Origin of the sequence: Cohnella silvisoli (assembly GCF_021190915.1) — a bacterium.
Classification (GTDB): domain Bacteria; phylum Bacillota; class Bacilli; order Paenibacillales; family Paenibacillaceae; genus Cohnella; species Cohnella silvisoli.
On the sequence record NZ_JAIOAP010000003.1, the window covers coordinates 119,200 to 140,552 of the forward strand.

A 21,353-nucleotide genomic window follows, 5' to 3' on the forward strand; every position below is an offset into this window, starting at 1 on the left:
CCCTCCCGAAATAGAACGCTTGTTCGTATTCATATCATACCAAACATACGTTCTATTTTCAAGAGATATCGGGTAAAATTTCAACGTTTCAGGTTTGTTTTCAAAAGCATGAACAAGGATTCCTCCCCCTCCCCCCTGATCGGAAGGGATAATGGTACGTTTTCGCGAAAAGGAGGTAGGGAAGATGCGGTGGTCCTATTCTCCTTCTGATGCGAGGGGATAATGGTTCGTTTCGCGGAAAGGAGGTAGGGAAAGCTGCGATGGGCCTATTCTGCTTCTGATGCGAAGGGATAATGATACGTTTTCGCGAACAGCGCTGGCATGCACAGGAATGTCGGACCGGTCGACCTCCATAGTAACAAGGGAGTTCATGGGTACGATTGCTTTATTACGGAAATCCGCTAAAAGAATGAGGGGTAGATTTCCGTAATAAAGCATAGGCTTCGCGCGTATCCGCTCCTGAATTGACAATCCTAATAGGCAAGAATATACTTTGAGAAAACGTTGTACCCACTTAATACCGCTATTTGAGTCGATAAATTTAGTAGAATTACTTCATATAAAGAATACAGATGAGAAAACGTTATTTCTTGATATAACAGGGGGTTATGACGATTCAACTCAAGGATATCGCAAAGCAATTGAACGTATCTGTGTCCACGGTGTCCAAAACCATTAATGGTACCGGCAGGGTGGGAAAGGAGACACGAGAACGTATATTGGCCGCAATCAAGGAGTCGGGTTATCAGCCGAATGAGGTCGCCCGGAGCCTAAAGCGCAAGAGCACCCGTTCGTTGGGTGTTATTGTAGCGGATATTTCCAATAGCTTCTACGCCAAGGTTATTAAAGGCGTGGAGAAGGTAGCCAGCGCAAACGATCATAATGTGTTCGTCTGTAACACGGACGAGAAGATAGGTAAAGAAGAGGAATACGTGCGGGTTCTGCTGCAGAATCAGGTGAGCGGACTGGTGATTGCCACCGTTGGCGGGGATCCCAACCTGTTTCAGCCCTATATTAAATCGGGAATCCCCTTCGTCTTTATTGATAACTTGCCGGACACGGATGACAACTTCGATCTGGTCACGATCGACAATGCCAAAGCGAGCCACAGCATTGCTCAGCACCTTATCGATCAGGGGCATCGCAAGCTGGCGCTTATTACGGGACCGCTGAATCAATCAACGGCTTCGGAACGGAAAAAAGGCTTTCAGAAATGCCTCGAGGACAATGGCATTCCGCTGCAGGATGAATGGATCGGAGTCGGCGAGTTCAAAAGCGAAAGCGGTTATCAGATCATGACGGAATGGCTAAAGCGGGATGAGCGGCCATCCGCCTTGTTCGCCGCCAACGATTTTCTGTTGTACGGAGCAATCAAGGCAATCTATGAGAAGGGGTTAAAGATTCCCGAAGACATTGCCGTAGCCTGCTTCGATGCGCACGACGAAACGGGGCTTCTTCGGCCTAGAATCACCTCTATCATACAGCCCGCCTTTGAAATCGGTTCGATCGCCGCCGAGATTATTATGCGCAAGGAGCGAAACAAAGAGCGGAAGCTTTTCGAGAAAATCGTGCTGGAGCCGACCTTATTAATGAACGAATCGAGCCTTGGCGTTGTAGACAAGGATGAGAGCTTTTAGATAGTATAAAGGGGAGAAAGTTTGGAGAAACGATTGGGGGCAAAAGAGTGATCGAGATGCAAGCCGAATTGGCGGTAGATTGCACGTGTGAATTGGGAGAAGGACCGGTTTGGGACGCTGCCGAAGGTTCTCTTATTTGGGTGGACATAGATGGACGCGCCATCTATCGGTATTGGCCGGACAGCGGAAAAGTTCATAAAGCCGAAACACGCGTTTCTATTGGAGCGTTTGCTTTGCGCGAGCAAGGAGGGGCTGTCGCAGCGGGAGCTGGAGGGTTTTACTTCCTGGATATCGACACAGGAGAACTGCAGCCGATCGCGGATCCCGAAGCCCATCTGCAGCATAATCGGTTTAACGACGGGAAATGCGATCCTGCCGGGCGGTTCCTTGCGGGAACGTTATCTAAGCGAGATGAGCCGGAAGCGGCTTTCTACACGCTTGACCCGGATCTTCACGTTCGAAAAAATTTCGATCAGGTCAAGTGCTCCAACGGGATCGCTTGGTCACCGGATGGCCGTACGATGTACTATATCGATTCAATGACACGTAAGGTTGCAGCATACGATTACGACATGGCAACCGGCGAATTATCGGCACAGCGGATAGTCATACATTTCGAGGATGGCCCTGAGCTGCCGGACGGAATGACTGTGGATCGGGAAGGCATGCTGTGGATTGCGGAATGGGACGGATGGGGCGTCTCCCGCTGGAACCCGAACACGGGAAAACGCTTGGCTAGAATCAAAGTGCCTTCACAATTCGTGACCTCTTGCGCTTTTGCCGGGGAAGGTTCCGACCTGCTCTACATTACAACCGCGCGCCAAGGCTTGTCCGGAAGCGAACTATCCGAACAGCCGCACAGCGGCGGGCTGTTTCGCGTGAGAACCGGCGTTGAAGGTACGGCTTCTTTCTTATTTCGCGGCTAATACTTAGTAAAATAATAGGACAAAAAGCGCCCGGCTGCCGATTCAAAGGCGGACGGGCGCTTTTTGCGTTCATTTGTCCATAATTACTTGCATTTACTTCTTCACGTCATTCGAAACTGCGGGAATACCAGCCAAATAACCGACATAGCCGGGGTTTTGCGCGCTTAGCATCAAGTAGGCATATCCCTCTACATTTTCCAGCACCTGCAGGCCGGTCGCTTCACCGCCGCCCGGAACGGAAACGAGACGAGACAGCTTATGTGTGTCGATGTTGTACGCCCAAGTATAACAATTTTTATGAAGGCTGGAATCTTCCGCAATAAAGATCGTTCGCATTCCTTCCGAATAAACGACGTTGTCGGCATTGGCGATTTTGTTCACATTGGCTTTATTGCCGTCGGCATCGGGAACCGCCAAATCTTCGCCCATCAGCATGCCGGCCATCGATACCGGAACGTAATGGCTCTCGATTTTTTCGCCGTCTCTCGTTTTCCGGTTCGGCTGGAAGTTCACCTCGTAAATGCCGCCCGCGCTAATTTGTGGAAGCTGAATGTCGTCGGCGGGAGCACCAGGTTCGGCGAGCATCGTGTTCTCGAGATAGGAAATGACAACATAGGCCTTATTGTCTTTCTCGTTGAAATCGAGTCCTTCCATCTTGTTGAATTCAACCGTCGCGCCGACGTAAGCCGCATAACGGTGCGTTTCCAAGAAGGCGGCCGCTTTTTCCATCCCCGGTTTCACTTTCAGCCACTCGACTTTTTTGCCGTTAGCAGGCGTTTTCACCGGTGTGTAGCCTTCGGCTTTCCCTTTGACCGCATCGTTAGTAGAATCGAAAATATCGCTGAATTTGAGCGTGTCCGCCAATTGCCCGATTTCCGCATCCGTGGCATGGCCGAGCTTGATCCATTCGAGATTGGCCGACCCGCCGTCTGTCGTACCGGTCTGAATCCATTTGGCTGCGTAGAGTGTTCCGGCGGACAAATCGCCGGCCCGATCTGCGACGTAAATGAAGAAGCCGCCGGGATTGCTGTCAACGCCGTAAATGACGGTTTTATTGTCAGGCATCACTTTCGCGATTTCGAAAGCCATACGCCCCATGCTGTAATGTTTGACGACCTGGGTCGAACCGTCCGCGTTTACCGAGACTTCGGGTACATGGCCATAATAATAAGGGTTGCCGATCAATGTCGGGTCTTGATAGTAGTTTCTCATGAATTTCGTCGTGGCTGATGTTTCTGGATTCGCTTCATGCGCTCTTGCGTCAGGATCGGTTTCCTCCGAGCCGAGATGTGTGTTCCACGGCGACAGAGTGCCGGCGCAAGGTTTCCAAATGCCATGCACGGCGGAGAAATCGATCGGTTTCACGTCGGTTGCGGTAAGCTTGCCCGCAGCGGGATCCAATACGACTGTGCTGAGGCCCATCGAGCCGGGATTATCCGCGCCGTTTTCGTTTTTCGGGAAAGATTCGTAATGGTTAATCAAATAGTAAGTGTGATCCGGCATGCCCGGCACGCGGAGCAGACTGTTCATATCTGGAGCGGAGGACACGTAGGGGGTTCCGTTCGATTTCGTCACCACGTTTCCGTTGGCGTATGTCGTCACAGCCGTCGTCTTGCCCCCGATTATGTCGCCGGGGCGGTAGAGCGTTTCATAGCTCAGGGGGAACATTTGTTTGCTGTTATTGTTGTAAGTGATTTCCACAGATGCCGTCGAATACATCAGATTGTTTTTCTGCTCAGGAGTTTGCGGCGCGTCCATCCCGAAAAACTCCACCGACTTTACCTTAACTTTGTCATTACCGGCTGCAACCACTGGGGTTACCACCGAAAACAGCAGGGATACGGCAACGACGGGGGCTGTCCACTTTTTCATCATCCATCACTCCATCATTCAGATTTTTGAATCACTTAGACACTACAAAACGATTGTTTGCCGAACGTCAGCGCTGGGATCATCATTTGTAAAAAAGGCAGAGATGAATAGAAATGGTCATATGGATGCAGGATCAGACGCCTAATTCGACATCATCCCAATAGGCTCATGGTCGCGAAAATTGGATTTTAAGGAGGCTTTATAGAGATTTAATATAGTTTTAATGAAGAAATGACATACCGGCGCTAATCTACGAGTGGCAAGTCCAATCTAAATCGATAAGAGGAGGAAATGGATGATGATCAAAATTAGATGGTGGAGCAAGCTGAGGAAAGTCGGGCCTTCCGTCGCGTTGGCGGTTACTTTGCCTTTTGGATGCATGGCGGCGGCACAGCCTGCAGAACCGGACGTTTCCGCAAAAAACGGCGCTTATCAGAACCGCTATATCGATGTTCAGCTTCTAGGCGTCAACGACCTGCACGGACAGCTTAACGTCACAAGAAAAGTCGCCGGACAGGATGTGGGGCGCGCAGATTATTTGGCTGCCTATTTGAAACAAAGGGAAGCGGACAACAAAAATACACTGCTCGTGCATGCCGGAGACATGGTGGGAGCAAGCGCGCCGGTGTCGGCCTTGCTGCAGGACGAGCCCACAATCGAAATTCTGAACGAGCTCGGCTTCGACGTGGGAGCACCGGGGAATCACGAATTCGACGAAGGCGTGGATGAAATGCTCCGTCTCATTAATGGGGGCTATCACCCCGTTACCGGCGATTTTGAAGGCGCCGATTTCCCGTATGTTTCTGCCAATGTAATTGACAAGGAAACCGGTAAGCCTGTGCTAAAGCCGTATATCGTGAAAAAAGTAAACGGAATGCCGATCGGTTTTATCGGGGTGACGCTCTCCGATACGCCGAGCATCGTGATGCCGAGCGGCGTTGCATCCGTAATGTTCATCGACGAAGTGGAAGCGATCAACCAAGCGGCTGCGGAATTGAAAGTGCAGGGCGTAAAAGCGATCGTCGTCCTTGCGCACAATCCGGCCTCATCCAAAACGGACGGAACGAATGCAAGCGGTGAACTGGTCGAGATCGCGAAAGCAGTCGACGACGAAGTGGATGTGCTGATCGGCGGTCATAACCACGGTTATCTAAACGCCACGGTTGACGGAAAGCTGCTGGTCGAATCTTATTCGTACGGGACGGCTTTTTCCGATATCGATCTGAAAATCGACCCGCGGACGAAAGATATCGTTTCGAAGAAAGCGGAAATTGTCACGACTTATCATAACGGCATTGAACCGGATGCCACGATTAAAGCCATGATCGATAAATACGAAGCGAAAGTCGCGCCTATTGTGAACGCGGTGGTCGGAACGGCGGCGAATGACATTGCTGCGGCACAAAACGCCAGCGGGGAATCGGAAATGGGGAATTTGATCGCCGATGCCCAACGTGCAGCCATGGAAACCAATTTTGCGTTCATGAATCCGGGCGGGATACGGGCGGATCTCGAGCGCGGGGAAGTGACATGGGGCGAACTGTATACGGTGCAGCCTTTTAGCAACGATCTCGTGAAAATGACGCTGACCGGCGAACAGATCCGCCGTTTGCTGAACCAGCAATGGGACAAACAGCCGTATCCCCGTATATTGCAAATATCCGGACTGAAATACACATGGGACGGCAATCGTCCTGCCAATGACCGAGTGGTGGACATTTTCCTCCCGGACGGATCGATTATCGATCCAGGCACGGACTATACCGTTACCGTAAATAGTTTTATCGCTTCGGGAGGCGACAATTTTTCGGTATTGCTAGATGGCAGAAATCCGGAGACCGGTTCGTCCGATATCGAGGCGCTTGTCGATTACGTGAAGCAGATTCCACAACCGTTTAACTCTTCTATCGAAGGACGTATTACATCACTTTAGTAATCTTGTTAACTGAGTTAATAAAAGTGTTTAACTCAGTTAACAGCTGGTTAATATAAAAGTAGAGGAGCTCTTCACTATACAATGGTTTTACTCAGTTTCAGGCGTTAAGAGGGTGAAAAGGACGTTCACCGACGGTGGACATTTCACCAATAGCTTAGCTATTCGCCTTAAACTGATTAAAATAAATTCCATGACGGAAGGGGATAGTCCATTGGAATAGGTTAGCGAAGCATGCCGGAAGCAGCTTACAACCAAGAAAAAGCGGGTGACAACTTTTTCGTAGACTGCGGGTATGCGGGAACTCACCGGCAAGGAAAGTGAAACACGATTAGAAACATGAAGAGAAATACTAGAAATACCGATTAATATAGCATTGTGAAAGGGTAGGGAAGTTCTTAAATGAATAGCCGAAGTCGAAAATAGCCTCCGTTTATAACGCACATAAACGGGGGCTATTTATTTGCACGGAAGTTCGGGTGTTTGCCCACGGATCGTTACTTGATTCTTCTCAGTTCCGCAATGTCGGCCTCATGTGAGATCGAACGCACGGATAGGCGCTCCAGAATCTTCTGTTGTTCCTGCTGAATGTTGAGTATGGTCTGCTGATTCGTTTTGAGGATGTTAACATCTTCCTTTACGATAGACAGATCATCCTTGACCTGCTGCACGTCTTCCTTTACGATAGACAGTTCATCCTTGACCTGCTGCACGTCTTCTGTTAGTTCCTCCAGCTTGGCATTAGTTGCTCCGACAATCTGAATGAGTTGCTGGATATGTTCGCCTTGGCTGTTTTGAAGAGCCTCCATCGTATCTAACTTCTTCAATATGAGATCCATTTTTTTGTCGCTCATGATTGTCCATCCTTTCCAAGGTCAACCCACGTTCGTTTAATTTGAGTATACTTTGCACTTTGCAAATTGTGAATAAAACAAAATCAATACAAAATCAATTCTTTGCAAAATGCGTTGAAAAAAGCATGATTCTATTGCTTTCCGATGTGGTACGATGAGGATGCGTCTTTCTGTTTTCTAAATTACTTTCGAAAGGAATGTTAGTTAATGCCGTTAGTCGATATGCCGCTTGAGAAGTTGAAGGAGTATCAGGGAATTAACCCGCGTCCAGCCGATTTCGATGCTTATTGGGATCGGGCGATCGCGGAAATGCGCGCGGTGGACCCGAAAGTCGAGCTTGTGCCTAGCTCCTTCCAAACTCCGCAAGCCGAATGCTTCGATCTTTATTTTACCGGGGTACGCGGGGCACGCATTCATGCGAAATACGTTCGTCCGAAAAATGTACCAGAGCCGCATCCCGCAGTCGTGCTATTCCACGGCTATTCGGGTAATGCAGGCGATTGGAGCGACAAACTGGCTTACGCTTCACTAGGCTTCTCGGTATTGGCTATGGACTGCCGCGGCCAAGCCGGTACATCCGAAGATTCGGGAAATGTGAAAGGAAATACGCTTAACGGTCATATTATCCGCGGTTTGGATGACCATCCGGATAACCTGTTGTTCCGGCATATATTCCTGGACACGGCCCAATTGGCAGGAATCGCGCTAGAACTTCCCGAAGTCGATTCGGAACGCGTTTACGCGGCTGGCGGCTCGCAGGGCGGTGCTTTAACGATTTCTTGCGCGGCGCTTGAGCCTAGAGTGAAGAAGCTTGCGCCGGTCTTTCCTTTTCTATGCGACTATAAGAGGGTATGGGAGATAGACTTGGCGAAGGATGCGTATCAAGAATTGCGTACATACTTCCGTAATTTCGATCCCCTGCATGAGCGCGAGGATGAAATCTTCGAGACACTCGGTTATATCGACCTGCAACATCTTGCGAACAGGATCCGCGGAGACGTATTAATGTTCGTTGGCCTAATGGATACCGTTTGTCCGCCTTCCACGCAGTTCGCAGCGTATAACAAGATAACCTCTCCGAAGCAGCTCGCCATCTATCCGGACTTCGGTCATGAGGGTTTGCCCGGCTCGACGGATCGGACTCTTCAATTTTTCTTGGAGTCTTAAAATATTTTTGATAAATTTGAAGAAATCGACTTGGTAGGAGGAGACGGCTTGAAGAAAGCGCGCGAGGATCAACCCATCATTCGGGAACAGCCAGTCACTTATAACGAATATGCGCGGCTGCCTGATGACGGCATGCGTTACGAGGTGGCCGACGGCGTGCTGGAATTGATGTCTCCCGCTCCGTCTCCCAAGCACCAAGTGATTAGCAATCAAATACAAAACCTGCTTACGAACAGCTGCCAATCGGAGTATATCATAATTGCATCTCCGGTTGACCTTATATTGTCTGCGACAGAAGTCCGTCAACCGGATCTCGTTATGGTTCATCGCAGCAGAATGGAAATCATCACACGCAGAGGGATTGAAGGAATTCCTGATCTGGTAGCGGAAATTTTATCGCCCCATTCCGTCAAACGGGATAAACAAAAGAAGCTGAAAGCCTACGCCGCTTATCATATTCCCGAGTATTGGATTGTCGATCCCGCCAATGAAGCCTTGGAACAATTTATTTTGACAGACGGCAGGTATGAGCTTTTTAATCTCTATGACAGAGAGGAGCAGGTCCGATCAGACCGACTCCCGTGCGTGTCCTTCACCATGGGACAAATCGTTGATGCTGCTGCCGATTTGCCAGGGTAACTATCTTTAGTTAAATGAAAAATGGTTGAGCAGCGGACTTGGCTGCTCAACCATTTTTGCTTTAATAGTTAGAAAGCGGCTTTACCTCCATATCGTAATCTTCGTGCCATTCGTTAACGCTTCTGTGACGGTCAGCGTACCGCTTGCGCTGCTGGTCGCGGTCCGCGACATCGTCGTACCGGCCGAGATGTTCAGCTTGTCGATCGTATAGGTCGTATTGGCCGCCAGATTGCCGATCAAATAGGTCACCGTCGGGGTGCCCGCATTCGGCGTCGTAATTTCCACGCGATCGTCCCATACCTGAATCGTATAATCCCGGCCTTTGTAAGCCAGCGTGCTGACGGTCGCCGTCGTCATTCCGGTCGGAATGCTAGGCGCGATCGTCAAGCCGTCCTTCGAGGCGTCGATGCCCGCTACCGTGTACAGGAACGCTGCCGGGACAAGGCCTGATTCGGGGAATTCGCCGGTTACCCCGATTCGCCATGCCGCGCCGTACGAATTTGCCGGATCGCGGCGCAGCTCGTCTATGGCGAATTCGCCGGCTACCGTCTTCATCCTCGCATAGGCGTTGTCGATTCCCTTATATGCCGCGCGCGCCAGGATGTCGTAGAACTCCGTGTAGAAAATAAACCCGCCGTTCTCCAGATGCTGATCCCAGCTGGCCGATCCGGTTACGGATATGCCGCCCGGATCCTGCCACCAGTACGGACTGCCGGTGCTCTCGATCGCGAGCGTATTCGCCCGGGGAGCGACCGTATAGTAATAAATATCGCTGCCCGTCGATGTATCGCCGCTTATCGTCCGTGTACCGTCGAGCCAGTCTATAATGTCGTTCGCCTTCGTCGTTGTGTCGGCCAAGCCATAGGCGAGCGCCTCGAGATTAAGGAAGGCGAGGCCGAAGTCGCGAGAAACATTATTAATGTCGATCGTCGTTTTGTACCGTTTTTTCGTGCTGTCCCAGAACGTGGTATTGAAGTTGGTCTTAACCGTAGCCGCCAGCGTGGCGTAGTTGACCGCTTCGGTCGCGTTCCCTTTCATCGCGTAAAGCTCGCTCATCGCTTTGCAAGCCGCGTAGAAATACAAGTTCGTGTAAGGATCCTTGTAGCCGAATCGCAGATTGTCCCAATAGTTCGTCGGATGGCCGGTCGTCGGGGACGTCGTGCCGTCGCTTTCCCCGTTATTGATGACAATAAGCCCATTGGCGCCGTTCATGCTCGCCGACTTCAGGAAGGTCATCGCGTCTTGCACTTTCTGCCATACCGTCTTGCCGTTCGAGATGTCGCCGCCGGCATAGTTTGCATTGCTGTCTACGGCATCGAGGAAGCCGGCGTCATCCCATACCGCGATTCGCCATGCGGCCAAAATGTACAGCGGGTTGTTGGCGATATGCAGAGAGTTGCCGCTCGGCCAGCGGGGATTGTCGGCCCAAGACCATAGGAAACCGTCCGAGCTTTGGGCATGATCGCGAACTTTCGTTTTCAAATCGTTCTTGTAAGCGGACTCGTTGCTCCACATGATTTTGCGTGCCATCCACTCGAAATAGGTCGGTTCGTTGCCAAACTTATAGACGGCATCCGTGCCGTCGTCGACCGCCCCGAATTGCAGCCACATGTTGTTCCAGTTCTGATCGAAGTCGCCGCCGGCGTCCGTCGTGAACGGCGATCCGGAATAGCCGGCCGCTTCCGCCAGCTGGAAGTAATAGTTGCCGAAGTCGTCGGGACCGAGCTTCGTCGCGATTACCCGCAAGGCCTTGGCCTTCAGCGGGGCAAACGTAAATGTCCGCACCGATGAACCCGGATTCGGGTAGCTCGTGTAGCTGTGGCCGGGAATATCGCTGAACGTCGTACCGTTGGCGCTGTACTGGAGCTTGAAGTCTACCGGGAACGATAGTCCGCCGGCTCGCGGCGTCAGCACCAGCTTCGTGAACGTGAACTTCTTGGCGTAGTTCAAAGTGAAGCTCTCGGTAAACCCATTCGTCGCATGAACGCTCGAAGACCAGAAATCCGTCGCCAAGTTGTTGGCCAGCTTCGCCGATTCAAGACCCGACAGTTGGCTCGAAGCCGAAGCCGAGCTTGGCGTTACCCGCTGATCGTTCGCCGTCGTCGCCTGTTCGGCTGCCATCTCCGCAACTTGAAGGTAATAATTGCCGAAGTCGTCTGGACTGAGCTTCGTCGCGTTCAGCCGAATATAGCGGGCATCGACAGCCGAGGAGAAGTCGAGCACGACCTGCTTGAAGCCGGGGTTGGAGAAAGCCGTCTTCGAAGTTGCTGGCGCCGTCGTCCAAGGTCCGCTGCTCGAGTCGCTGTATTGAATGCTGAAATCGACGGGGAAGCCGAATCCCTTTTCTCGCGGGTAGATTCTGACGCGATTAATGCCATATTGCTTCTGTCCAAGGTCAAGGGTTAAAGATTCGGTATAATTCGGTCCCGTATGAGCGGCGCTGGAGAAGAAGTTGAAAATATTGCCGTCCACCGCATTGCCGGCCTGAAGACTCGTCGCAGCGAAGCTGGAAGAACTTGCTGAAGCTGCGCGCGTCTTCATCGCGCCGGCGGCAGGAGAGAACAGGGAAACCAGCAAGCAGGCGACGAGCAAAGCGCACCCTTGTCTAATCATAACAACCCTCCGTTCTTCGAAATCGTTCTTTAACGGTCGGCGATGAATTCACCCAACTGCATGTAATAATTTCCGAAATCGTCCGCGCTCAGCTTGGTGGAGTAAAGCCGGAAATATCTCGCCGAGACGAGGCTGCTGAACGGAAACACTTGCGTCGTGCTTCCCGGATTGTAGTAATCGACGTAATCGTGTCCGGTAATATCGGTCCAATTCACGCCGTCCGTGCTCGATTGCAGTTTGAAGGTGACTGGGAAGCAGTAGCCCGGACGCGGTATGATGCGCAATCCGCTCCAATTCTGAGTACTGCCCGTATCGATCGACACCCACTCTGTACTCGCGGCGGAGCCATGGGCGGTGCTGGACCAATAGGTGTTGCTCTGTCCATCGGCAACCTTCGCAGTCTCCCAACCGCTGATCGAGGTGGAAGCCGAAGCGGTGCGTTTCGGTAACCTATCCGGCTTCATTTCGGCGATTTGCATATAGTAATTGCCAAAGCTGTCCGCGCTAAGTTTGGTGGCATACATTCGAATATAGCGGGCATTGACGGTGCTGCCGAATTTAAACGATTGAGTAGCGGAACCGGGATTGGCATAGGCGGTGTAAGAGGCTCCGGAAATGTCCGTCCATGTCGAGCCGTCGTTGCTGGACTGGAATTTGAAATCGACCGGGAAGCAGACGCCCGCTTGCCGCGGCGTTATTTTAACCGCATCTATGCTGTTAACCGCGCCTGTATCGATGGATACCCATTCGGTGGAAACCGCCGATCCGTGGCCATTGCTGGACCATGCCGTCGTCTGATTATCATCCAGCACTTTGTAGCCGTCCCAGCCCGGTATGACCGAGGATTGGCTGGTGCCGTAAGGAATTTCTTCGATTTTCACATCCCCAAGCTGCATAATATAGCTCCAAGGTTGGTTCTCGTCATGGCCGAGCTCAGTAGCGTAGATCCGCACATAGCGTCCGTAGATCGGATCATTGAAGTCGTAAACGAACTGCGTCGGAGACTCGATTCTATACTGCCGGATGTCATAGTCTGCGTTGATCCAAGTGGAATTGTCCGTGCTCACCTGAATGTTGAATTTGCTAGGGAATGAAAATTCGTTCGGCTGCCTTGGCGTCAGTGTCACCCTCTGAACCATCCGGTTGCCGCCGGTATCGACGGTAATCCATTCCGTGCTATTGTTGGCGGAATGGCCTGTGCTCGACCACGTCGTGTTCAAGTCTGCGTCTATCGCCTTAGACGCTTCCCATCCACTAAGCTGGGTGGAAGCGGAAACGCTGCTGCGCGGGCTCGCGGTCAGGTTCAGCGGCGTAGCGCTCACCTGCTGGGAGTTGCCGCTGTCCCCGTTAGCGTTGCTGGCGGCTACGACGAAATAATATGGCGTGCCGTTCGTCAAACCGGTTACCGTATAAGGACTAGACGTAATGCCGGTAAGCGTGGACGAATAGCTGCCGCTTGCCGTGCCGTATTTGACCTTGTATGTTTCTCCCGCAACGCCGGAAGTACGAAAATGCAGCGTCACCTGTCCGTTGCCTTCGATTGCCGCTTTGACGATCGGCACGGCCGGTAAATTCGTATCCGTCAGCGATATCGGATTCATCGCGGTGTACCAGTACGCCCAAATCGTGCCGTAGGCATAGGCGACCCGATTATTTTTCGTCGTGTCGAAATGCCCGAGCTCGTCGCCGGTAATACCCGCATTGTGGGCCGCTACGTTGATGTAGTTTTTCGGCAAAGTGGCGGGCTTGTACGTCAGGCCGTCCGTCGATTCGTACATCTTGATATAGGCGAACGGACCAAACCGTTTGGCCGTACCGATCGCGATAAATTTATTCATCGACGTCACGTATTTGTGGTCGGTTGAATCGTCGCCGTCCATATCCCGGTTGATGGCCACGCCCTGATAAGTCGTGCTGCCGGGCCAATTGGCGTTCGAAGTGGAGACCGTCCGCACGCGCGTTTGATTAACCGGTTTGCCCGTTACGGGGTCGCGGCTCATCCACGTGTAATAAATGTACAGCGTCGTATCCTTAACGACGAAGCTTGGTTCGCCAGCACCGTAAGTATCGATCGGCGCGTCGTCATACACGATAAAAGGCTGCGGACTGGAGCCGCCCCAACCGCTGCCGTTCCACTTGCTCCACGGTCCGGTGACGCTCGTGGCGCGCGCAACGTAAATGTCATTGTCGGTACCGTTGACGTTTTCCGTCGACGTATAACCCATATAATAATAACCTCCGAATTTCACCACACCCGGATCGCAAGTCGAGTAGGCATCCCTTGCGCCGGCTGTCGGCTGAAGCGCAACGGATTCGGTTCCCCAAGTCGCGCCGTTATCAGGAGAATGCTTATAGCGAATGTAATCCCACGCGCCAGAAGCGCCCGGCGAGCACGTCCACATGTCGATGCTGTTGTCGGCGTTCAGGATCATGGACGGTCCGTACCTATACGCCCCGCCGGCAGAAGGATCGAATACGTTCCAACCGGCCGATGTCGATCCCGTAACGACGGCAAAAGCGTTGGCCGGGAAAGCGATGAGTAAAATGAGGGCGACGATTATCCAACGAAAACCCGTTAATTTTTGAATCACATAAACTCCTCCTTTGATTTTAAAATCCAAAACCTAATGCCAAGCGGCATCACCCCCCTGGAGTTGATAAACTTTGCTACACCTTCTCGAATTGCATTTCCTCCCGGTATTTACCCGGAGAGCATTTCACTTTGCGTATGAATAGCTTCGTAAAGAAGGACGTATCCTCGTATCCGACCTTGGCGGCGATATCCACGACCTTGTCATTGGTATGCATTAAAAGCTGTTTGGCTCTTTCGATGCGGACGTAATGAAGCATTTCCATGACGGTTTTGCCGGTATCCTGCTTAAAGAGCCGGTTCAAGTGCCGGGAGCTGACGCCTAACAGGCTTGCCAGTTGATCGATGCAATGCTTTTGCTCCGAATTTTCCGCTAGAAATTGATGAATTTTGCGAATGGTTACCATCCTGAAGTCGTTAGGCTGCGAGTTCGCCAGTTTTTCTTTTTGGTATACCTCATCCTGAAGCCTGATCATTAAATGAAATAGCTCGAACAGCTTCAAGCGGATAACCGTCTTGACGAACGCTTTGTTCTGCGCCTGCTCCTCCAGCATTTCTTCGAGCAGTTTCTCTATTCGTCTCGCATCCGCAAGCTCCATCGATATACGCGGGTGAAATTCATCTTCTCTTTTGATGAAAGGGTGCAGCAGAAAGGCTTCAATATGGTCTTGAGGGTCGATCGCATTCCTCCATTCGCGTTCTAACAGATCCGGCAAAAACAGGCAGTTGATCAACTCGAAGGAGGTCCCTTCGTCTAGCACGTAGGTGTGGAATTGCCCAGGTTGGATGAGGATCATGTCCCCTGCGTGGAGGGGATAATACTTATTCTCGAAATAATGAGCGGCATGTCCATGAACGATGTAGACAAGCTCGTAAAATTCGTGGTCGTGGACAGGGGGGAGGTCAACGTTGCGGTGAACTTTGCGTTCGACGTAGATCGGTAAAGCCTTGGGATCCTTAAGGTACAAACTGGATTGAAAAGTACGCATCATATGCTTTCATCCCTTCATAGGACGCCATTTTCATTCCTTATTATACAATGTAAGCGTATACTAAACCACGTCGATAAGGACAGGTTTTACGTTGGATTCTATTTTCGCGACGATCTGATTCGGGACAAGGAGGTTCATTCATCTTCTTCCAAATAAGTGATTCAAACGGCACGCCCTTTCGTACAAGTTTCCTTGAAAATTGCTTATCAAGACAAGGTATATGGCTTATATGGACGCAAATGTCAATAGAAGTCAACTAAAGTTAAAACTGTGCAAGCTGAAAGGTCCTTAGAACTACCTGAAATTATTTGATTCGATCTTCTAATTGGAAAGGTAAGGAAGGTTTACCGTCGAATACATATATCGACAGGATACATCATTCAAAAGGGAGACTGTTTAATGAGGAAGTTGCTATGTTTTATTTTATTTTTCCTAGTAGCAGGAAGTACTTTATTACCCGCAAAAACGAATGCGCAAAGCGGAATTCAAGTAAACTTGAACGGCACAGTGATGGGCTTCGTGAATAAGCCGATTTTAAAGAACAACACGGTAATGGTTCCATTTAGAGAGCTTTTTGATTCAATGGGAATTATCGTGAATTACGATGCCAAAACAAAAACCATTCGAGGAAGACAGGATGAAGGTTCAATAACCGAGGTTGCATTGACGATAGGTGAAACGATAGCATTCATTAACGAAAATCCCATTGCTCTGCACGCCGGTCCGGAAGTGCTTAACAATGTCACTTACATTCCGTTAAGGTTCGTGGGGGAAGCAACAGGGGCCATAGTCACCTGGAGTTCGATAACGCAAACGGTAACGATTAAAGAAAGACCAGATATCCTGCTGGAGAGGTTATGCAAGCAAGGGAATTTAGACGGTGTCATGAAGGTTCTGAATGAAAACCGCGGAATGGATTTAAACCATAATTCCGGCACTTATTTATTGCACGCCATTTTATATGGAAAGAAAATCGGGGTAATGCAAGCTTTAGTAAATGCCGGAGCAGACGTAAACGTACGCACGTATATTGATGCGACACCTTTAATGTTGGCTAGCAACTATACTACCGAGTGGGTGCAGTGGTTGTTGGATCACGGCGCGGATCCCAGAATGACTGACAAGGATGGAAGGAACGTATTGGAACAAATGGCTATTATCAATGATGAAAGAAAGAAAATAGCCGAGATTTTAAGCAGAGCGCTGAATGTTGAGTCAATTACCTTAGGATATGGCGTGGTTGAAATGAGGCAGCTCCCTTATGATGTCAATTTACCAAAACAGAACTTCCTAGTTACGATAGAGAGCTTGAGCGAGAATGAATTGGGATACATCGTTCGCGTGAAAATTATGAATAACTCTCTTGAAAAAAGCTTGAATTCAATTAAAGTAGAACTGATATCCAATGAATCTACGTTAAAAAGAGTGAATTACTCCCGGATTTCCGGAAATGAGACGTTCGGTAAAGGCAGCGCGATTTATGAATATGTATTTGAGAAAACGATTGAAACTCCCAATAATTTAGTCATAGCCCTTCAAGACGGTTATGGGGGCCATTATGAATTGGTAGGGGTAAAATCGAGCAGCCTATCACAAAGCTCCATGTCCTTTCAACAGCTGCAACCCTATTTAATTAAGAAGTACTCCAAAGTCATGACAGACAGCGGAGTCGCCGAGTTTAAGATTTCCGTATATTCTTGGAATTACAGAGCATACCGGATTGAGGTACAATATGATACTACTTTCTTCTGGCATAAAGATATCATGACGGCTGCTGTACAGGAACAATTACGCACGCACATGAGAACCATAGCTGCAGACGTCATTCAAAGGTTCCCCAATATGGAATTTGTAGGCACTTATCATTATAGCTGGTATAAGTATCCCAATATTAGAGTAGATCTACAAACGTCGGATCACATGACTTGGGATACGAACGGAGCAGGACAGGAACCCGGAATGCCCGCTAGGTTCCAATGGACGCCGTCTAAAGATGATACATTAATCTTATTTTGAGAAACAACGATAAGTCCTGATGTTCCAATGATCTTGGAACGTCGGGACTTTTATTTATGCGGGGTTAGGGGAATATGCTGATCCGTAGGATCGTGAAGCAAGACGGTTATCTTTATCTCTTAGTTAGAGCTTCAAACTGCGCCAGCACCATTTCAATCTCGTCTTCCTGCAGATGCAGAGGATTGACGAGCAAGGAAGCGCCGTCTTCGGAGATGCCGACCCATATGGCGGGGTCGGCCGATTTCAGCCAAGCTTGCACATCTTCTGCCTGTTTGCCGGTTGTGCCCATAGCGACTTTGACTATAGCGTAATCTTGGCCGGTTGGACCCGGATACTCACGCGCCGCAGCGTAGCCTAGTGAATTGAGTCGCTGACATATCGTTGCCACCGCCATCTCGTTACGTTCCTTCTCCGCTTCGTGATCCAGTCCCGCATACCGCTCCACAGCTGCAAGAAGCCCAACCATTTCTTCTTTGCCTACTTTCATCGGCCGCCCAATGCTGACGTGGGGACTACCGTTCATTCGGCAAGCGGCAATCCAAGCTTTCTGGCCGACGATAAACCCGCTGCTTTGCGGTCCCCGAAGGGTTTTCCCGCCGGAGAATATAACCATGGCTGCACCCGCCTGGGTATAGGCCCACAAATTATCGATCGGCGGAAGCTGCGCTGCCGCATCCACTATAACAGGTACGCGATGCTTATCCGCTATGGCGATAACGCGATCCAACGGCACCGCTCCCTTCTCGTAGCGGATGCCCGCAAAATAAACAATCGCCGCGGTACGCTCGCTTATGGCATTTTCCAGATCGGCCTCGCTTGTCCCATTCGCTTGTCCGATCTCAATCAACTCTGCTCCCGCCTGAACAATGGCGTTCTCGAAGCCGTTGCGCTGAGATTTATGAATGATAATCTCCCTGCGCTTATGACCGACTATCGGCAAGCTCTGCGCTTGTTCCGCGTTTATTCCTGCCAGACATGCAGCCGCCGTGATCGCAAGGCCGGCGGCCGCGCCGTTCGTCACCATCGCCGCTTCATTGCGGGTCAGCAAGGCGATTCGTTCCCCCACCCGGTCGTGCAGTTCTTCGATGCCCACAAAAAACTTCCCCGCCTCTGACATAGCTGCCATGACTTCCGCGGGCATTCGCGAACCTCCGATTATCGTATAAGAATCGGCTGCGTTTATTAGGGTTTTAACATTGAGTTGGTCATAGATCGACATAGGGTCAGCCTCCAGTTGAAACATCTTCTTGAAGATTAGTTTGCTAGGCATGTCTCGGTCTGTCAAGGAGCTGGTTTGCGCTATTTTTCATGTTTCATACATGATAAGATAGTTACCAAATAACAAGAGCAGGGTGAGCCCGTTGACCGACAAACAATTAAGCCGTTATGTACTAACGGATCAGCTATATCTACTAATCAAAAACCAAATTCTATCGCACGCCATGTCCGCGGGTGACAAGATCAATATCGACAAATTAGCGAGAGATCTCGGAGTCAGCAACATTCCGATCCGGGAATCCCTTTCCCGTCTTGCATCGGAAGGCTTAGTTACCATCGTTCCGTTTAAGGGAATGTTCGTCGCCGAGATGAGCTTGAAGGATATCGACGAAATTTTCGAAATTCGCCAGTCTCTGGAGGAGCTTTCCATTCGCAAAGCGGCAAAGCGCGTACCGAAGGAACTGCTGCAGCAGCTCCTCCAAGAAATTCATGCGGAAGAAGACGCGGCGGGAGAGCTTGGCAAAGAGGACGCGATCTCAAGGATGAACGAGGGGCTGCACGGTACGATCCTTAAATTCGCCAAAAACGAAAATCTCAGACAAACGGTGACGTTCCTCATTGAGCGCATTCACCGCTATTTGAATTTGCACCATTACCCCATCATGATTCGCGCCGAGAAACAAGAACACGAGGCGATCATCCGGGCGCTGCTTGAGGAAAATACGGAGAGTGCCGTTCAAGCGATGCGGATTCACCTGCAAAATTCGCATCAACGGCTGAGAGAGCATTTCGATTAAGTTGCAATCTAATTCATTTACACAATAAATCGTGTATGATAATATCAAAATCATACACGATTTATTGTTTGGAGGTCGAATATAGAGGGGAGTGAGGGTGCGAATGCTGCTGAAAGGCAAAGTATGCATCGTTACCGGCGGAGGCTCAGGAATCGGCGAGGTGACGGCCAAACGTTTCGCGGATGAGGGCGCAACCGTCAGCGTCGTCGATATTGACGATCAAGAAGCTAGGCGAGTGGCTAATGAGATAACGGAGAAACACGGCTTGGAGTCCGCCCATGCCATGATCGCCGACGTATCGTCCGAACAGCATGTGCGGGAACTGATCGCTGCGCTTACCGATCGCGTCGGACGTATCGACGTCTTATTCAATAACGCGGCAACGATATTGCCGAAGGCGCTGGAAGAAGTAGAGGAACACGAATGGACGAGGCTGCTGGACGTTAACCTGAAGAGTGTCTACCTGATGACGAAGCATACGATTGCCTGGCTGCGCAGAACGCAAGGCAATATCGTCAATATGTCTTCTTTGAACGGACTTGTCGGCCAGAGGCAGAATGCGGCTTATGCGGCAACCAAAGGAGCGATCATCGCAATGACGAAATCTTTAGCGCTCGATTATGCGGTCGACGGCGTCAGGGTCAACTGCATCTGTCCGGCAGGCGTGATGACGCCGCTCTTGGAGAAATGGATATTGGAACAGGATAATCCAGAAGCAACGCGTACGATCCTGAACGATATGCATGCGCTGGGCAGGCCCGCGGAAGCGGGCGAAATAGCAGAAGCGGCGTTATTCCTAGCTTGCGGCAACGCGCGCTTCATGACCGGAGTGGCTCTGCCGGTAGATGGCGGAGCTTCTTTAGGCTATTAATCATTAACCATACCAATTAATTGGAGGCATAATCCATGAAAATCACGAGCGCCGAAAGTTTTATTCTTCACGTTCCCATCACCCCGCCGATCACCGACGCCATTAACGTCGCTACTCATTGGGGCGTAACGGGAATTCGCATTCACACGGACGAAGGGATTACGGGATACGGATATACCGGTACTTGCGCGAACGGCGACGAGATGATTGCTCAGACGATCGACCGGTATTATGCGCCTGCGCTGATCGGCAAAGATCCTTTCATGGTCAAGCAGATATGGGATGAGCTGCGCTTCGGGCCGATGCATTGGATCGGCAGAGCGGGCATTACGCATATGGCGCTGGCTGCCGTCGATATCGCCCTGTGGGACATCATGTCCAAATCTGCGAACAAGCCGCTCTGGCAATATCTCGGAGGACATAAGCCGGATAAAATCAAGGCATACAATACGAACGGCGGTTGGCTGAACTGGAGCAAGGACAGGTTGATCGCGGATATGAGCGCCATTCTCGAGCAGGGCTTCTCTGCGGTAAAGATGAAAGTGGGCAAGCCTGACCCGCGCGAGGATTTCGATCGGGTTCAAGCCGTGCGCCGCGCAATCGGCGACGATGTCGGATTAATGATCGACGTTAACCAGCAGTGGAACATTACGACGGCAATGACTTGGGGCAAGAAGCTGGAGCAATTCGACCTGATCTGGCTTGAGGAGCCGCTTAATCCGGATGATATCGGCAACCACCGCAAGCTGGCCGACGAGTTGAACGTGCCGATCGCGCTTGGTGAGCACGTCTATAACAAGTATGCCTTCCGGGATTATATCGAAAAAGGCGCCGTCGAATACGTCCAAGTAGATGTGACCCGAGTTGCAGGCGTAACCGAATGGCTGCAGGTAGCCGGACTCGCCGCCGCTTACGATTTGCCAATATGTCCGCACGTTGGCGACATGGGGCAAATTCACCAGCATCTCGTCGCCGCAACTCCGAACGCGATCATGCTGGAATATATTCCATGGATTCGCCATATTTTCGAAGAACCGGCAACGGTAAAGGACGGCTATTATGTACTTCCCCAGCAGCCTGGGGCTTCAACGACCGTCATCCCGCGTTTTTTTGATGAGTACCGGGTCAAATAAAAGGAGAATCGTACGCTTTATACCGTAAATGTACCTTTACGCGAAAACGGTAAATCCGGTACATTTTATTAGAAAGCGCTAACATGATTTATGAC

Annotated in this window: 15 protein-coding genes; 9 read left to right on the top strand and 6 right to left on the bottom strand. The window is 50.6% G+C overall.

The genetic code is table 11. The features are described 5' to 3' along the window. Window positions 1-608 precede the first annotated feature (608 nt). Both K7P76_RS07370 and K7P76_RS07375 read left to right on the top strand, forming a co-directional pair. On the top strand, window positions 609-1,637 hold the full coding sequence (locus K7P76_RS07370; RefSeq protein ID WP_232184580.1) for a LacI family DNA-binding transcriptional regulator: 1,029 nt from the start codon (window positions 609-611) through the stop codon (window positions 1,635-1,637). A gap of 56 nt (window positions 1,638-1,693) precedes the next feature. Further along, window positions 1,694-2,563 carry an SMP-30/gluconolactonase/LRE family protein gene (locus K7P76_RS07375; protein WP_232184960.1) on the top strand — a complete coding sequence of 290 codons (870 nt, stop codon included), beginning with the start codon at window positions 1,694-1,696 and terminating at the stop codon, window positions 2,561-2,563. A gap of 93 nt (window positions 2,564-2,656) precedes the next feature. Here the strand turns inward: K7P76_RS07375 and K7P76_RS07380 are convergent, their stop codons facing one another. After that, a complete protein-coding gene (locus K7P76_RS07380; protein WP_232184581.1) occupies window positions 2,657-4,438 on the bottom strand; it encodes a PhoX family protein in 1,782 nt (593 codons plus the stop codon). A 376-nt stretch (window positions 4,439-4,814) separates the two neighbouring features. On the opposite strand from K7P76_RS07380, the gene K7P76_RS07385 reads away from it, so the two are divergent. Then, window positions 4,815-6,368, top strand: a complete 1,554-nt coding sequence (locus tag K7P76_RS07385) for a bifunctional metallophosphatase/5'-nucleotidase (RefSeq protein ID WP_232184961.1) — start codon at window positions 4,815-4,817, stop codon at window positions 6,366-6,368. 497 nt (window positions 6,369-6,865) lie between these two features. Here the strand turns inward: K7P76_RS07385 and K7P76_RS07390 are convergent, their stop codons facing one another. After that, window positions 6,866-7,222, bottom strand: coding sequence for a hypothetical protein (locus tag K7P76_RS07390; protein WP_232184582.1), 357 nt, complete (start codon window positions 7,220-7,222; stop codon window positions 6,866-6,868). Between the two features lie 207 nt (window positions 7,223-7,429). Here K7P76_RS07390 and K7P76_RS07395 point away from each other — a divergent pair, with 207 nt between their 5' ends. Together K7P76_RS07395 and K7P76_RS07400 are read left to right on the top strand one after the other, a co-directional pair. Then, window positions 7,430-8,389 carry an alpha/beta fold hydrolase gene (locus tag K7P76_RS07395; RefSeq protein WP_232184583.1) on the top strand — a complete coding sequence of 320 codons (960 nt, stop codon included), beginning with the start codon at window positions 7,430-7,432 and terminating at the stop codon, window positions 8,387-8,389. A gap of 48 nt (window positions 8,390-8,437) precedes the next feature. After that, on the top strand, window positions 8,438-9,028 hold the full coding sequence (locus K7P76_RS07400) for a Uma2 family endonuclease (protein WP_232184584.1): 591 nt from the start codon (window positions 8,438-8,440) through the stop codon (window positions 9,026-9,028). An 81-nt stretch (window positions 9,029-9,109) separates the two neighbouring features. On the opposite strand, the gene K7P76_RS07405 is transcribed toward K7P76_RS07400, so the two are convergent. From K7P76_RS07405 to K7P76_RS07415, 3 genes are all read right to left on the bottom strand, one after another. Further along, window positions 9,110-11,641 carry a discoidin domain-containing protein gene (locus tag K7P76_RS07405; RefSeq protein WP_232184585.1) on the bottom strand — a complete coding sequence of 844 codons (2,532 nt, stop codon included), beginning with the start codon at window positions 11,639-11,641 and terminating at the stop codon, window positions 9,110-9,112. Between the two features lie 29 nt (window positions 11,642-11,670). Next, window positions 11,671-14,232 carry a discoidin domain-containing protein gene (locus K7P76_RS07410; RefSeq protein ID WP_232184586.1) on the bottom strand — a complete coding sequence of 854 codons (2,562 nt, stop codon included), beginning with the start codon at window positions 14,230-14,232 and terminating at the stop codon, window positions 11,671-11,673. A gap of 76 nt (window positions 14,233-14,308) precedes the next feature. Next, window positions 14,309-15,223: an AraC family transcriptional regulator gene (locus K7P76_RS07415; RefSeq protein ID WP_232184587.1), complete on the bottom strand. Its 915-nt coding sequence runs from the start codon at window positions 15,221-15,223 to the stop codon at window positions 14,309-14,311. Window positions 15,224-15,622: 399 nt separating this feature from the next. Between K7P76_RS07415 and K7P76_RS07420 the strand changes: the two genes are divergently transcribed. Beyond that, window positions 15,623-17,239: a copper amine oxidase N-terminal domain-containing protein gene (locus K7P76_RS07420; protein ID WP_232184588.1), complete on the top strand. Its 1,617-nt coding sequence runs from the start codon at window positions 15,623-15,625 to the stop codon at window positions 17,237-17,239. 112 nt (window positions 17,240-17,351) lie between these two features. On the opposite strand, the gene K7P76_RS07425 is transcribed toward K7P76_RS07420, so the two are convergent. Then, a complete protein-coding gene (locus tag K7P76_RS07425; protein ID WP_232184589.1) occupies window positions 17,352-18,458 on the bottom strand; it encodes an aminotransferase class V-fold PLP-dependent enzyme in 1,107 nt (368 codons plus the stop codon). Between the two features lie 142 nt (window positions 18,459-18,600). Here K7P76_RS07425 and K7P76_RS07430 point away from each other — a divergent pair, with 142 nt between their 5' ends. From K7P76_RS07430 to K7P76_RS07440, 3 genes are all read left to right on the top strand, one after another. Then, the gene (locus tag K7P76_RS07430; RefSeq protein ID WP_232184591.1) at window positions 18,601-19,254 is read left to right on the top strand and encodes a GntR family transcriptional regulator; all 654 of its coding nucleotides are present in this window, start codon (window positions 18,601-18,603) and stop codon (window positions 19,252-19,254) included. Window positions 19,255-19,357: 103 nt separating this feature from the next. Next, complete coding sequence (locus K7P76_RS07435) at window positions 19,358-20,125, top strand: SDR family NAD(P)-dependent oxidoreductase (RefSeq protein WP_232184592.1); 768 nt, start codon at window positions 19,358-19,360, stop codon at window positions 20,123-20,125. A 35-nt stretch (window positions 20,126-20,160) separates the two neighbouring features. Continuing rightward, a complete protein-coding gene (locus K7P76_RS07440) occupies window positions 20,161-21,258 on the top strand; it encodes a mandelate racemase/muconate lactonizing enzyme family protein (protein WP_232184593.1) in 1,098 nt (365 codons plus the stop codon). Window positions 21,259-21,353 lie beyond the last annotated feature (95 nt).

Bases quoted from the DNA above. Each gene is read 5' to 3' on its own strand.
- K7P76_RS07390 (WP_232184582.1), bottom strand. From the start codon at position 7,222: ATGAGCGACAAAAAAATGGATCTCATATTGAAGAAGTTAGATACGATG.
- K7P76_RS07435 (WP_232184592.1), top strand. From the start codon at position 19,358: ATGCTGCTGAAAGGCAAAGTATGCATCGTTACCGGCGGAGGCTCAGGA.
- K7P76_RS07425 (WP_232184589.1), bottom strand. From the start codon at position 18,458: ATGTCGATCTATGACCAACTCAATGTTAAAACCCTAATAAACGCAGCC.
- K7P76_RS07395 (WP_232184583.1), top strand. From the start codon at position 7,430: ATGCCGTTAGTCGATATGCCGCTTGAGAAGTTGAAGGAGTATCAGGGA.
- K7P76_RS07375 (WP_232184960.1), top strand. From the start codon at position 1,694: ATGCAAGCCGAATTGGCGGTAGATTGCACGTGTGAATTGGGAGAAGGA.
- K7P76_RS07415 (WP_232184587.1), bottom strand. From the start codon at position 15,223: ATGATGCGTACTTTTCAATCCAGTTTGTACCTTAAGGATCCCAAGGCT.
- K7P76_RS07370 (WP_232184580.1), top strand. From the start codon at position 609: ATGACGATTCAACTCAAGGATATCGCAAAGCAATTGAACGTATCTGTG.
- K7P76_RS07420 (WP_232184588.1), top strand. From the start codon at position 15,623: ATGAGGAAGTTGCTATGTTTTATTTTATTTTTCCTAGTAGCAGGAAGT.
- K7P76_RS07440 (WP_232184593.1), top strand. From the start codon at position 20,161: ATGAAAATCACGAGCGCCGAAAGTTTTATTCTTCACGTTCCCATCACC.
- K7P76_RS07405 (WP_232184585.1), bottom strand. From the start codon at position 11,641: ATGATTAGACAAGGGTGCGCTTTGCTCGTCGCCTGCTTGCTGGTTTCC.
- K7P76_RS07385 (WP_232184961.1), top strand. From the start codon at position 4,815: ATGGCGGCGGCACAGCCTGCAGAACCGGACGTTTCCGCAAAAAACGGC.
- K7P76_RS07380 (WP_232184581.1), bottom strand. From the start codon at position 4,438: ATGATGAAAAAGTGGACAGCCCCCGTCGTTGCCGTATCCCTGCTGTTT.